The sequence below is a fragment of the uncultured Rikenella sp. genome, from assembly GCF_947628055.1.
GTDB lineage: Bacteria > Bacteroidota > Bacteroidia > Bacteroidales > Rikenellaceae > Rikenella.
This window is the reverse complement of sequence record NZ_CANQYJ010000004.1, coordinates 1-14,607: the sequence shown is the minus strand read 5'-3', so window position 1 is coordinate 14,607 and position 14,607 is coordinate 1. Positions and strand designations below refer to the sequence as shown.

General features: G+C 62.1%; 6 protein-coding genes. 3 read left to right on the top strand and 3 right to left on the bottom strand.

The genetic code is table 11. From position 1 onward, the window contains the following. Positions 1–246 precede the first annotated feature (246 nt). From Q0Z93_RS00730 to Q0Z93_RS00720, 3 genes are all read right to left on the bottom strand, one after another. Entirely contained in the window at positions 247–1,026 is a 780-nt protein-coding gene (locus Q0Z93_RS00730; protein ID WP_298061613.1) for a 2-C-methyl-D-erythritol 4-phosphate cytidylyltransferase, read from the bottom strand. A gap of 592 nt (positions 1,027–1,618) precedes the next feature. Then, on the bottom strand, positions 1,619–7,240 hold the full coding sequence (locus Q0Z93_RS00725; protein ID WP_298061570.1) for an Ig-like domain-containing alpha-2-macroglobulin family protein: 5,622 nt from the start codon (positions 7,238–7,240) through the stop codon (positions 1,619–1,621). 1,838 nt (positions 7,241–9,078) lie between these two features. Continuing rightward, complete coding sequence (locus Q0Z93_RS00720; RefSeq protein WP_298061567.1) at positions 9,079–10,710, bottom strand: DUF4139 domain-containing protein; 1,632 nt, start codon at positions 10,708–10,710, stop codon at positions 9,079–9,081. 156 nt (positions 10,711–10,866) lie between these two features. Here Q0Z93_RS00720 and pbpC point away from each other — a divergent pair, with 156 nt between their 5' ends. The 3 genes from pbpC to Q0Z93_RS00705 all read left to right on the top strand — a co-directional run. Next, entirely contained in the window at positions 10,867–13,227 is a 2,361-nt protein-coding gene (gene pbpC, locus Q0Z93_RS00715) for a penicillin-binding protein 1C (RefSeq protein WP_298061566.1), read from the top strand. A 122-nt stretch (positions 13,228–13,349) separates the two neighbouring features. Beyond that, positions 13,350–14,387: an aspartate--ammonia ligase gene (asnA, locus tag Q0Z93_RS00710; protein WP_298061564.1), complete on the top strand. Its 1,038-nt coding sequence runs from the start codon at positions 13,350–13,352 to the stop codon at positions 14,385–14,387. Between the two features lie 26 nt (positions 14,388–14,413). Beyond that, positions 14,414–14,607, top strand: a 194-nt coding sequence (locus Q0Z93_RS00705) for a glutamine synthetase III (protein ID WP_298061562.1), incomplete at its 3' end; no start/stop codon positions are given.

Below are 14,607 nucleotides of genomic sequence, written 5' to 3'. Positions count from 1 at the left end.
CGGCTCCCGTGCGGAGTGCGGACGTGCGGAATAAGCCGATCTTTCTACAAATATAAACTTTTTTACGTGACTGGCAATTCTGCGCCGCCGGGAAACTCTGTTTTCAACAAAACTTCTGCCACGGCCCAGTCCGCCGGGGTCGTGATTTTGATTTTTACGTGACTGGCAATTTCGCGCCGCCGGGAAACTCTGTTTTCAACAAAACTTCTGCCATTGCCAAATCCGCCGGGGTCGTGATTTTGATTTTTACGTGACTGGCAATTCTGCGCCGCCGGGAAACTCTGTTTTCAGCAAAACTTCTGCCACGGCCCAGTCCACCGGAGTTGTGATTTTGATATTGGCGGGGCTGCCTTCGGTCAGCACCACTCCTCGCGGCAGCAAGCCCGAAGCCTCCACCACCGACGCGTCGTCCGTAAACCGCTCGTCGTATGGCCGGGCATAGGCCGCACGGAGCAGATTCCCCTGAAATCCCTGCGGAGTCTGCACCGCCCGGTAAGCCGACCGGTCTGCCGACACGCTTTCCCCGTCCGAACCTGTCATCCGCCGCAGCGAATCGACCACCGGCACCGCAGGAACCGCTGCCCCGTATTCATGCGCTCCGGCGATCACCCGGGCGATCGCTGCGTCGTCCACGAATGGCCGCACGCCGTCGTGCACTAACACGATCTCCGCATCGGGATATGCCGCCAGCCCGTTTTTCACGGAATGGAACCGGGTCGCACCGCCGGGAACTATCTCGTGCGGCAGGTGAAATGCGTGTTTTTCGCACAGTTCCCGCCACAGCGGAATATAGGCCTGAGGTAAAACTAATATTAACTTATGAACACAGTTATCCACATACATGCGGTTTTCCACTATTCCGTCCACATTCCGTGAACAATCTGTTAAATACTTTTCCACTCCTTCGCTCATTCGCCGCAATGTCCGCATCACAATCGGCTCTCCGCTAAGGGGTAAAAATTGTTTAGGCTGTTCGGCGCCCATGCGGGTGCCGGAGCCTGCAGCTACTATTATTGTTAATATCATGTGCATAACTATCGTTGACCGGTCGTTTAATCTTTACCCTGCTGTGAGTGACCGTTCTTTCTTTGAAAAGAAAGGCCCATAGGGGCTTTCCGGGCTGTAATTACCTGACTGCTTAGGCTCCGCAATCCTCTGGCATCGATGCAAACAGTTTAGTTTGAGGGCCGGCGCCAGCGGAGGTGCATGTGAGCGCAGTGAACATTGCGGCCCTCCGCCGGGGGTGGCGTCGGCCCGCAGTGCCTTGCGGCACGCAAAAACATTGATGCAAGCTCAGCCCGTCGCCCGCAGAAATTCATCCGGGTTTCGCAGAAGCGAAACCGTTTGAAATTCTCTTTAAAGCGGGCGGGCGACGGGTATCAGTGCCGCTCGGCACTCGAACCGTACCCCTCGGATGTTCCACTGGCCTGCCGGAAGCAAGAAAACTTGCTCCAAAGAGAAGAACTGCGCTCAGGCCGCGCGGGAGTGTAAACAAGTCCTGGCAAGCTCCAATAAAAGCCCCAACAAGGCCCCCGCCAGGCTTGCGATGCTACGCATCACTTGGACTACCGCAGCCATTCATTCCCTCAAACATAGGGTAACAGATTAACCGAACGATTTAATAGACCTTTGCGACTCCCGAGGCCGTATTGCCCGCCACCAGACCATCGTACATCGCCGAGCAGCGCACCGCCGGCAGCGTGTAGACCCCCGCATAGGCCGCATTCAGCCGCGTGCGCACCACCACGGAACTCCCCGCCGGCAGCAGCGGGATATAGCTGTCCGCCCGGTCATCCCGCAGGTCGCGATACTCCACCCCCGAAGGCAAAGGAGCTCCGTCCGGCCTGATCTCCCAGCCCGACGCCACCGGTTCGGTCAGCATCAGGTCGAACAGCGGCTCCGCCGTCATGTTCCGCACCGTCACCTCCGACACGAAATCCGTCCCCTGCGCTAATGAAGCCGCATCGACCGGACGGCCGTGCCCGTCCGTATAGCGCACCGTCACCTCCAGCCCGTCCGAAGCCGCAGCCACATCGCGCCCCGACGAAATCCCCGACGCCACCGCACGGACATACAACGTTCCGGCCGTCTGATTGACCACCGACATCTTTCCGCTGCCCGGATTGTCCCAGCCCCCCGTCCACAGCATCTTCCCGGCATCGGCCGACACCTGTCCGCGCCGCCCCGCCGCACTCCACTCGAAATCCAGCGCCGCCGCCCGACCGCTGCGCGCCACGTATTCGCCCGTCGCCAGCATGCACCATGCCGTCGTCTGCGTGCTCATCCACTCGTCCGAAGCCAACTCGCGCGAAATCAGCGACGCCAGTTGCGCCGCCTCGCCCCGCAACCCCAACAACGACGAAGCCAGCAACTGCACCGCCTGCGCCCGCTGCACCGACCCGTAGGTCACCGCCCGCTGCACCCGCAGCGCATCGCCCGTCAGGATCGAATCCGCCGCTGCCGTCCGGCCCGCCACCACGGTGCGTCCCAAATCGGCCCTCCCCGCCGCCGCATAAGCCGCCGCTAACATCCAACGCGCCTCCGTCGTCATCTCGCCGCTCTGCCGCAGCCGGTTCATCGCCCCGATCTCCGGTTCGCCCGCCAAGGCCAGCACATACAGCTGGTAAGCCTGCACCAGATTCAGGTCGCCCTGCCGGGCGGCATTCCACCGCACCGCCAAACTCCTCACCGCCGCCTTGAGCCGTTCGTAGACCCCCGTCGGCAGCGTGTACCCCTTGTGTCCCGCCACCGTCATCAAATGCAGCGCATAGGCCGAACCCCACACACTGGGATCCGAATTCCCCGGCCAGTAACCCATCGAACCGTCCGGCGTCGCATACCGTTTGTACTCGTCCAGCACCCGGTTCACCTTCGCCCGCGCCGCGGCCAGCTCGCTCGCCGACAAATCCGCCAGGTCCGGCAGGTAAAGCAGCGGGAACGCCGCCGACGTGATCTGCTCCACACACCCGTAAGGATAGGTCGAGAGGTATTCCATCCGCTGCGCCGCCCCTACCGGCTGCATCGACGAGACCTCCAGCATCAGCCGCTGCGTACCCGGCATCCCGTGCAGATTCGCCGTCCCCTCCCACGTTTCGCCCGCCGCCACCGTATAAGTCCGCCCTTCCGTCACCGGCAGCTCCAACACCCGCACCGGAATATCCATACCGTAGTGCGAAACCTTCCCCGCCCCCGTCGCCGTGATCTCGACATGTCCCCCCGCCGTGCCCGCCGGCACCGCATCTTTCACCCGGAGCCGGAACAGCACGACCCTGTCCCCCTTTCGAGCAAGCGAGACCGTCTGCTTGGCCGCCCCCACCACCGTAAACACATCCTTGTCCGCCGCAATCGAAGCCGTCACGTTCCCGATCCCCTCCTGCGTAGCGATCAGCGTCGCCGGCACGACCAACTCGTCCCCCGGCGCCACCGCCCTCGGCGCCGATCCTAATACCATGAGCGGCGCCCGCACCGCCACCGACCGTTCCGCCGATCCCCACGCTCCGTTCCCGTCATCCGCCTCCTGCGCCACCGCCACCGCCATCACCCGTACGCGCCCCATGTAAGCCGGCAGCTTGACCCGATGCACCGCCCGCTGTCCGCCGCCCAACTCGAACGCCCCTAAATACCTGACCACCGGCGGGAACCGGTTCACGGAAGCCTGCCCCGCCGGGTTCAGCGCGTCGTCCCCCCCGATGGCGAACATCTGCTCGATCCGGCCGCCGTAAGCCCCCAGCACGTCGTTGTAAATGTCCCAGGTCGAAACCCCGAGCGCCACCCGCGCATGGAACGCAGCCCACGGATCCGGCGTGCGGAACCGCGTCAAGTCCAATAGCCCCTCGTCCACCAATGCTAACGTATAGGCACACGCCCGCCCCGAACGCTCCGAGACAGTCACCGTCATTTCCGTCTCCGGCAGCACCTCGGCCGGCGCGTCGATCACCGGTTCCAGTCGGCTCTCCGCCGAAGCCGCCGCGAGCGGCACGATCCCGTACAAGCGTACCGGCAAATCGTTCTCCACCTTTCCATAAGGCTGCAGCAGCGTCACATTCAGGTAAACATTCGGCTGCATCTCCGCCGTCACCTCGAACGAGAACTTCTCCTGCCCCCCGCCGCACTCGACCGGGAATGTCTCCAGCACCCGGCTCCCGTTTTCGACCGAGATGACCGCCCGCGATCCTTTCGCCGCCGGGAAGCTCACCGTCGCCCGATCCCCCACATGATAGGACTTCTTGTCCAGCGACACGCTGAGCCGCATCGCCCCCGCCCCGTCGTTGTGCCGGTCGCCGTAGCCCGGCCAGTCCATATAGACCGCCACCGCCGCCTCATGCCCGCTCGCCACGTCCCGCGCCGTCACGTAGTACGTCCCCCACGCCTCTTTCGGGACATTCAATAGGTAAGACGCCTTTCCCCCTGCCGACGTTTCGATCAGTTCGCGCCGCACCGGGGTCAGATTCCGGTCGGAAACGTAGCGGGCCAGCTCGTTCCGATCCGAGCTCCACCACCAGTAGCCCTCCATCTTGTAAACGCACACCTCCACACGCCGATTCCCCGCCACACTGCCGTCCGGCGTCACCGTCGCGATCCCGAACGCATAGTCCCGCCCCGTGTCCAGCCGATCGTCGGCCCCCGCCGGCGCATGGATTCCCACATAGGAAGCGAACGGAGAATAGAGCATCGTCTGCCCGTCCACACTCGCCTCGCCCGACGGCTCGAACAGCCGCGCGGTGATATTTGCCAGCAGCATCCCTCCCGCCTTTTCGCCGCCGTTCAGCACCGCCGTAATCCGTGCATCGCCCGCCGCATCGGTCGTTCCCGTGATCTCCGGCGCGTTCTCGGGCCGGAAAGATCGGTACGGGTTGTCGAACACATACCCTTTGTAATTCTCGAAAGCACTCCGCACGGAGACGAACTCGGTTTCGATAACGTAACGCAGCCCGCCTGCTCTCGCCCCCGTGAGCCACTCGCCGTGCAAGTCCGCATCCAACGGCCGCCCCCGTTCGATGTATTGGCCCGGAAACCGCAGGTCGATCTTGAGCCGGTTCGGTTTGACCGTCTCGATCCGCAGCCGCTTGCCGAACGTCGCGCCGCCCGCCGTCACCGTCGCATTCCACACGCCGGTCGGCGCCCCCGTATCGGTCGAGAGCACAAAGCTATATATACCCCCCACCGCATGAGTCGCCACCCGCCTCTGATAAAGCTGCCCCAGCGGCGAACGCAGCTCGACCGTCACCGGATGCCCTTTCGGCAGCCGCCCGCCCGCCGTCACAAAGTTCATATAAATGGTATCCCCCGGCCGCCACACGCCCCGCTCCGTCCAGACGAACCCCCGCAGTCCCTCCTGCACCTGCTCGCCCGACACGTCGAACGTCGAGGTCGAAAGCTCCGATCCCGCATTGACTTTCAGATAAGTGCGCTCGTCCCCTTTGGAGACCACCGCATAGTACGGCCTGCCGCCCTCGTATTTCACTGCGACCTGTCCGCCGCCGTCCGTCACGCCCCATCCGACCCGCTGCCCCTGGAAATTCCGCAGCTCGACATGCGCATCTTCCACCGGCTCCGCTGTCGCGATACTATGCACCCAAAAGAGCATCTGCGGCTCGTCCGAAGCCTTGGCGATCGCCCCCAGATCCGTCACCAACAGGTTCCGCTGCGCCGACCGGTTGTAGTAATAGCTCGGTGTACACGGGTCGTTCCGGTCGCGCCAACGGTATTCGCTCCAATCGTAGTCGTTGCCGCTCCAGTAGTAGCCGCCCCGGTCGAACCGCTTTTCCATCGCCTCGAACCGTGCTTTGTCCGCCGCTTGCGCCGCCTGTTCGGTCAGCCGCTCGGAGACCGGGATGCACGGCAAGGCCGCCATCGACCGGTCGAACGACAGCGAAATCCGGTACAGCGCCCCCGGCTCCGGCTTCACCAGTTCGTCGAGGTTCAGCGAGTAGGTTCCCCACTTGCGCAAGCGCTGCTCTCCGCTGCCGTCCAAAAAGATCGTTTTGCAAGCCACCGGCCTCGCCGTCCGCATGATACTCCCCCCCTCGTTGTCTGAAAGGTCGTTTTCTTGCAGGAATTGGCCTACCGAATTTTCCAGAATCCGGAACACTTCGACCCGCACCGCCCGCAGGCCGACCGCCCGGAATGGAATCCCCCGTCCTCCGCCGTCGGAGCCGACCAGCGCCGCCACCGGCGGCATCACCGTCCCGCCGCCGATAAACCGCACCGCCGGATCGCCCCTCTCCAGCACCATCATCTGCCGTACATCGGCCCCCAGTTTCTTCCCCTCCGCCGACCGCAGCGAAGCGTCCACGCACAGCGTCACGCTCATCTCTCCGTTATCGCCCTCTTTCAAAGAGGAGGCGTCCGGATAGACCCGCACTTTGTTCCCCTCGACCTGCCGCACGGAGTTTATCCCGTCGATCCACACCAATCCGTCCAGCTCCTGCGTCGGGTCGAGCCGCCCGGTGAACCGCACTTCGATATATTTTTCCCGGTCGGCGAAATAGGCCGCGGAATGCAGCCCGAAACCGCCTGCCGCCGGCAATGCCACGTTCAGCACTTCCTGCTTCCCGTATCCCGCCTTTTTGTCTTTCACGGTCAGCGTCAGTTCGCCTGCCGACTTTCCGGCCTCGATCCCCGTCGCCACGAACCGGTGGCTGCACCCGTCGGCACTGTGCATCCAATGCACTTTCCCCTGCCGAATCCCGTCCCACGAGACCATTTTGGCGATCTGTGCCGAATCTTCGGTATCCGCTGTGTACAAAGTCCCTTCGACGGTGTAGGTTCCGTCCGGTTCCACGGTGAACGAGCCGAGATCGGCGGAAGCCTCCGCCGGCAGCGTGCGGAACGAGAACGAAAATTCGCGCGCCTCCGGATTCCCTGGAAGCAGGCCTTCCAATTCTATCGTAACGGTATAAGCCGTTCCCCGCCCGAATTCCGGATCGGGCGTGAAAATCAGCGTCCGGGCATCTTCGTCCGAAATTGTCCACAACCCTTTGGCTTTGGGCGATATTTCGATGTATTTCCCCAATCGGGCATCTTGCGCCACCGGTTCGGCCAAGGTCACGGTCACGTTGTCCCGGCGTCCGATCGTCCCGGCGGTGAAGCTCTCTACCAGGGGATTGTATACGATCTCTACGGGCGTTGCACCTGCGGTGTTTTTCGCTTTGCTGCCGCAGGAGACTGTGCCTGCAAGTGTCATAACTGCGGCAGCGCATGCCGCAATCCATACAGCCTTGTTTCCCTGTCGTTTCATATTTTGCATCTTGTTCGTTCGGCTAAAAGTAAGGACTTCGTGTCTTTGTTCCGCCGCTTCTGCCGGGGGCTCTCTGGCGGAAGGTTCTGCGCCCGACATTGGGAGAGCACGGTCAGGCTGCTCGCTTTGTCGTTTTCGGCCTCGCGCCCATCCCCCGAGCGGCTTCGCTGCCGGGCTGTTACAGTCCGCCTCGAGTGCGGGCAACGCCAGGTCTTTGCGGGAAGGGGCTGCGGCATGCACAAAAACTGTTTGTGAAAACCGTATGGTTAAATGTCCTGCGATACGTAGTATCGCCCGCCCGGCGCGGGCACGCGCGGCCTGCCCGGCCCGAGGGCAGTTTCCTCCTTTGGGTAGTTTATCTTGCTGCCGGCAGGCCAGCAGAACACCCGAAGGGTGCGGTTCGAGTGCTGAGCGGCACTGCGTGCGCTACGCCGAGAAAAGAAAATCGACGGTTTCAACGGAAGTTGAAAACGAACGATTTTCTCGGCGCTCGGGTTTTGTTCGGGATAGTTCCGACCATAGCAAAACGAAGTTTTGCAAGCCCACCGCGGGCACGCGGCCCCGCGCGGGAGCGCAGTTTCCTCCGGTTAAGGTGTAACATCCCCCGGCTGGAGTACCCAGCGGCACCGGCACCCGCGCACGACGGATAGAGTAGGAAATCGTTCAAAAGCAGCTTGCGCTTTTGAACAGGATTTCCGCCAGCGCGCAGGACAAATACAGTTTCGGTCGCAGCCCGCGGGGTTAGGGTAGTTCCAGCCCGGTTCGAGTGCTGAGCGGCACTGCGCGCGCTACGCCGAGAAAAGAAAATCGACGGTTTCAACGGAAGTTGAAAACGAACGATTTTCTCGGCGCTCGGGTTTTGTTCGGGATAGTTCCGACCATAGCAAAACGAAGTTTTGCAAGCCCACCGCGGGCACGCGGCCCCGCGCGGGAGCGCAGTTTCCTCCGGTTAAGGTGTAACATCCCCCGGCTGGAGTACCCAGCGGCACCGGCACCCGCGCGCGACGGCTGGAGTAGGAAATCGTTCAAAAGCAGCTTGCGCTTTTGAACAGGATTTCCTCCAGCGCGCGGGATAAAGTACAGTTTCGGTCGCAGCCCGCCCCGTTCTGCGAACCGGATTTTCGCCAGCGTGCAGGCAAAACCCATCTTCGGGGTGCAGCCTGCGGAGTTGGGGGTAGTTACGGTCCGGCTCGAGTGCTGAGCGGCACCGGGCCTCCGCTGCGGGAGGCTGCGGCCCGACATAGGGAGATTCCGGTCGAACCGGATTCCTCCACTGTGTAGGGCCGCCCGCTTCGCGGAATGACTTTTCTCTTTGTCGCTCATGCCGTGGGGGCACTTTTTTAGTCGCCTCAAGCCGGCGGGGCTCTTACTTTCTTTGATAGCAAAGAAAGTAAGCAAAGAAACTACCTCCAGCCGGTTCCGCCTTGTCGGGTGTCCGCGCGTCCTGCGCGTCCCCCTCAAGGCAAAACAAGACGCTTCCGGGAGGGCTTTCGCGTGCGGAGAAAACAGTTTCCCGCGTCCGCGGGCGGGCCGCTGTGCCTAACGGCACCCAAGAGGTTTTTTCGGCTATGATCTCTCTATGTCAGGCCGGAGCCACCCCGGGCGGAGGGTGCCGCTCGGCACACGAACCGGGCTGGAACTACCCTAAATGTCTCCGCTGGCTCCGGCCTTTTGGAACCGAAAACCGCAATCATGCTTGCTCCGCGCGCTGGCAAAATTTTGTTTGGCTGCCATCTCTCTTTGTCGGGCCGCAGCCCCCCGGCGGAGGCCCAGTGCCGTTCGGCACTCGAAACCTGGCCGTTGCGCGATAACAACCTACCCCCTTTTAGCCGGACGCTTTAAAAATAGACCTTGCCATCCTTCGGATAGCGCACCGTATAGCCGAACTTCAAAATCCGTTCCGCACCCGGAGCCAGATCCAGATTCCAAGTCAACATGCCCGTAGCCGCATCCGCCCGCGCCCCCGAACCTTCCGTCAGCGTCACCTCCACCTCGTCCGTGTTCGACACCGGGTACTGATCCTTCACCGTCAGGTTCACCGGAAACTCCTTGTTATTCTTGATCCGGATTTCATACGACCGCGTGCGCTCCTTCTTCGAGCCCGAAACCCGTTCCCTGTAATCCCCCGCCTCCGTGCGTTCCACCGCCACCAGCGGCTCGGACGTCAGCGGCAACGTCAGCGTATCCTGCGTACTCCGCACCGACAAACTCGACTGCCCCAGCATCCGCCCGTCGCAGAAAACATTCACCCGGCCGTCCGCCAGATGCAGCTGCTGCCAATTCGGAATCCGCGCCAGCAAAAGCACATCCGTGCTCACCTTCGGAGTCACCTCGTACTCATACAGCACCGGGATCGTATCCCGACGCACCCGCACCGTCTGGTACGTCTGCGCCCCGTCCGACGACGACGCCAGCGTCAGCGGCCGCGCCAGCCGATACCCCACATTGTTCTCCGAAACATCTAAAGCCGCCGGAGCCGCGTACGTATTCTCCGTCACCACCTCCTCCGCCATGTAAGTGCCGCCTAAACGCGAGACATCCACCATCATTTCCTGAGGGGCATTCAAATCCAGAACCTGCACTTTGTCCCGTTTGACCGGTGTCGGCGCCGGCGCCCGATAATCTACGATCCGGGGATATAACTTCGGTCTCCGCAGCGCCCGCATCGGCGTGCTGTAACTCAGCACCGCCGGAACGCTGTTCCACGGAAACTCCGTCCATTGCCGGACCGCAGCCTGATATTCCAATTCCGCCCGCTGCCGCTCCGAATCGAAGCGGAAAAAATAGATCGGCTTCCACTCCGCCGCCTTGGCATAATAAGAGACCTCGAACTCCACCTTCCCCGGCCCCGGAGCCTCCACCCAGGCCCAAGCCAACGTGACTTTTGAATACTTTTTGCCGATCGAAGCGATCACGCGCTCATCCTCCTTCAGCAATTTGTGCTGTTCCCGAATCGCTTCCCGTATCCGGCGCTGCCGTTCATACAGATCGGGGAAACGCTCCTTCATCCATTTCTCCACCGATTTCGCCTCCTCCAACGATTTCCACGAATGAGACGTCTGAGTCTTCAGAAAATCCATTTCCCGCTCGAGCGCCATACTGTCCGACCGAAGCCGTCCCAATTGCTCCAGTTTCGCATCCCGCTGCTTCGTCCACAGCCGGTACAGCCTCACATTCTCATTCTGAGCAGCGGGCGAAACTTCCGGAATAAACGTGATCCCTTTTCCGCTTCCCGTCGGCATCAGCCGGATTTCGACCGTCTCCCGGTCGGCATACCACAAATCGGGGAATAAGATCCGTTCCCGCGCCGCCCCCTTCAGCGACGCTTCGACCGACAACGTCACATACACCCCCGAAGGATAGATTTTGACACTCTTGACCCGTGCCGTACCGAGCTGCTGTACAGGCTCCGCCGCCACGGCGCCCCCGCCGAAAAGCAGGGCAGCCGCAATAAAACCGAAACGTTTCATAACAGTCTGTTTTCAAAAAAAAGCTCTTGGCAAAAACAGCCCGACCCGCAGGAACCGGTTCGCCCTCCGCCTGACAGATCGGTTATTTTCTCCAAATATAACATTCCTGCACCACAAATCCCGCTTTCCCTGCGAAAAACATTAATTTTGAGCATCATGAACCGGAACCCGCGACATAAGCGGCATATAGCGCTGACAATCACCCTGCTGACCGCCGCGGTCGCAGGATACGTCCTCCTTTTGCCCCGCCCCCTGTTCCGCACCCCGTACTCTACCGTACTCTACTCCCGGCAAGGTGAACTCCTCGGCGCCAAAGTCGCCGAAGACGGACAGTGGCGCTTTCCGCCCGGCCGTTCCTTGTCGCAGAAATACGTCCGCGCCGTGATCGAATACGAAGACCGGCGGTTCTACCGGCACGGCGGAGTGTCGCTGCCCGCCCTCGTGCGCGCCGCCCTGCAAAATTATCGACAGGGCAAAGTGGTCAGCGGCGGATCGACCCTCACCATGCAGCTCGTGCGGCTGAGCCGCGGGAACCCGCCCCGCACGGTGGGCGAAAAGCTGCGCGAAATGCTGATCGCCACCCGCATCGAATGGAGCTACACCAAGGAAGAAATCCTGAGCCTTTACGCCGCCCATGCCCCTTTCGGCGGAAACGTCGCGGGAGTGGAAGCCGCCGCCTGGCGCTACTTCGGCCACGATCCCGGCCAGCTTTCGTGGGCCGAGGCCGCCACGCTCGCCGTGCTGCCCAACTCGCCCGCCCTGATCCACCCCGGCCGCAGCCGCGAGGCCCTGCTCGACAAACGCAACCGGTTGCTCGGAAGACTGCTCCGCACCCATGCGCTCGACAGCACCGAATACGCCGCCGCACTGATCGAGCCGCTGCCCGCCGCGCCGGAGCCGCTGCCCCGGCAGGCCCCCCACCTCATGGACAGACTTCCGGCAGGCACGGCCCTGCGCTCCACCCTCGACAACACCTGGCAGCAGCGGGTCCGCCAGATCGTGGACAACTACGGCCGCCGGACGCTCGCCGCCAACCGCATCCGCAACGCCGCCGCCTTGGTGGCCGACGTGCAGACGGGCGAAGTGCTGGCCTATGTCGGGAACATCACCCCCCTCGACAGCCCCGAAGATGCCGGAGACGGCCGGGCCGTGGACATCATCCGCTCGCGGCGCAGCACGGGCAGCCTCCTTAAACCGATCCTTTACGGCGCGATGCTCGGCGAAGGACAGATTCTGCCCCGGACGCTGGTGTTCGACACCCCGCTGAACATCGCCGGCTTCACCCCGTCGAATTACAGCAAAACATTCAGCGGCGCGGTGCCCGCCGGCGAGGCGGTGGCGCGGTCGCTCAACGTACCGGTCGTGCGGATGCTGACGCAATACAACGCCAGCCGTTTTCTGAGCCTGCTGCGGTCTATGGGACTGACGACCTTCGACCGCAGCGCCGACAATTACGGCGCCACGCTGATCCTCGGCGGAGCCGAAGGAACGCTTTGGGAGATGACCGGACTTTACGCTTCGCTGGCCCGCTCGCTCGAAACCTACAACCACACGGGGCATTACGAGGCAGGGGATATGCGGCCTTTGAGCTTCACCTCGGCACAGGATGGCCCTGCGGCGGCGGACCGGGGCGGAAGCGGCGGAATCTGCCCTCTCTCGCCGGCCGCCCTGTGGTTTATGTTCGAGGCCATGAGCGGCGTGAACCGTCCCGAAGAGGAGGCCGCGTGGCAGGAATTCAGCTCCATGAAACAGATCGCCTGGAAAACCGGCACCAGCTACGGCAATCGCGACGCCTGGGCCATAGGGCTGACGCCGCGGCATATCGTGGGGGTCTGGGTGGGGAATGCCGACGGCGAGGGGCGTGCGGCGATGACCGGCGTGGGATACGCCGCACCGATCTTGTTCGACATTTTTTCGATGCTTCCGGCGGCCGACGGCTGGTTCGCCGAGCCATTGGACGACATGGAGACCGCCGCCGTGTGCCGCCGCAGCGGCCACCGGGCCACGGAGTGGTGCCGCTCGTCGGGCGACCCGATCGACACGGTGCACATTCCGCGGGCGGGAATTTCATCGCCGCTTTGCCCCTACCACAAACCCGTAACGGCGGACGGTGTCACGCGGGGGTGGTTCGTGCTGCCCCCGGCAGCGGAATATTACTACCGGCAGACGGCTTCGGACTATGCCGTGCCTCCGGCGGTGACCGGCTCGTGTCCGTTGGAACTGATCTATCCGCAGCCGGGCGCCGTGCTTTACCTGCCCAAAGGGTTCGCCGGAGGGGAAACGGCTGCCGGGAGGTTCATTTTCCGGGCCGCCCACCGGTCGGACAGTGCCACCCTATACTGGCACCTCGATCAGACTTATTTGGGATCGACCCGTTCGGCTTCCGCAGCGGGACACGCTGTCGCCGTGTCGCCGGCAGCCGGGGAACACCGCCTGACCGTAGTGGACGACCGGGGTAACAGACAGCGGATCCGCTTTACCGTCCTTCGCTCGGACGAGGGCGGCCGGCGGCCGTAGCCGGAGCGAACTGCCGCGGTTCGCAGCCGATCGGCAAAATCGCGGAGGCGGAAAACCGGGCGATTGCACAAAACTCCGAAATTCGCTGAAAATATATATCTTTACAGTTTAAAAACAGACCGATGGCACTTTACTTTCCGAAAAACTACCGTCCCAGGCTGGTGCCCGAGACTCAAGAACAAGCGATCAAAGAGATCAAAGACACTTTCCAGACCTGTCTGAGTGCCGAATTGGGTCTGCGGCGCGTCACCGCTCCCCTGTTCGTCCTTTCCGGAACCGGAATCAACGACGACCTGAACGGCGTGGAGCGGGCGGTGGGTTTCCCGATCAAGGATATGGGCGAGGCCCGGGCCGAAGTCGTGCAGTCGCTGGCCAAATGGAAACGCATCAAACTCGGGGCCTACCAGATCGCGCCGGGGTACGGTCTTTACACCGACATGAACGCCATTCGGGCCGACGAACAGCTGGACAACCTCCACTCGCTGTACGTCGACCAGTGGGACTGGGAGCGGACGATACGGCCCGAGGAGCGGACGATCGCTTTCCTCAAGCATATCGTGCGGAAAATCTACAGTGTGCTGCTCGAAGTCGAGCAGGCCGTTTATCGCACCCATCCTCACATCACGCCGGTGCTGCCGGAAACCATTACGTTCATCCATTCCCAGGAACTGCTCGACCGCTACCCCGCTCTCAGTGCCAAAGAGCGCGAGAATGCCATTGCAAAAGAGTGCGGAGCGGTGTTTATCATCGGGATCGGGAACAAACTCTCCGACGGGGCGCCCCACGACCTGCGGGCTCCCGACTACGACGACTGGATCACCCCGAACGAAGAGGGATTCACCGGGCTCAACGGCGATTTGATCCTTTGGAATCCGGTACTGGAATCGGCTTACGAAATTTCGTCGATGGGAATCCGCGTCACACCGGAATCGCTGGAACAGCAGCTCAAAGCCAGCGGAAAGTACGACGAACGGAAAGGGCTGAAATACCACCGCATGCTGCTGGACGGCGAGCTGCCGCTGTCGATTGGCGGGGGGATCGGGCAGTCCCGGCTCTGCATGTTCTTCCTGCGGTGCGCCCATATCGGCGAGGTGCAGGCCAGCCTCTGGCCGGAAGAGATGCGGGAAGCATGCCGGGCACACAACATCGAACTCAAATAGGAATAAAAAATAAAACGATACGACCCATGTCATCACTTCGATTTCAAGTCGTTCACGGAGCGATTCGCCGGAAAGCCTTGGAGATAGATTTGCCTAAGGATCGGCCGTCGGAATACTTCGGCAAATACGTCTTCAACCAGGATCGGATGCGGAAATACCTACCCAAGCACGTGTACGAAGCTCTCGCCGACACGATGGACAACCGGGCCCCGTTGAGCCG

Bases quoted from the DNA above. Each gene is read 5' to 3' on its own strand.
- pbpC (WP_298061566.1), top strand. From the start codon at position 10,867: ATGAACCGGAACCCGCGACATAAGCGGCATATAGCGCTGACAATCACC.
- Q0Z93_RS00720 (WP_298061567.1), bottom strand. From the start codon at position 10,710: ATGAAACGTTTCGGTTTTATTGCGGCTGCCCTGCTTTTCGGCGGGGGC.
- Q0Z93_RS00730 (WP_298061613.1), bottom strand. From the start codon at position 1,026: ATGATATTAACAATAATAGTAGCTGCAGGCTCCGGCACCCGCATGGGC.
- Q0Z93_RS00725 (WP_298061570.1), bottom strand. From the start codon at position 7,240: ATGAAACGACAGGGAAACAAGGCTGTATGGATTGCGGCATGCGCTGCC.
- asnA (WP_298061564.1), top strand. From the start codon at position 13,350: ATGGCACTTTACTTTCCGAAAAACTACCGTCCCAGGCTGGTGCCCGAG.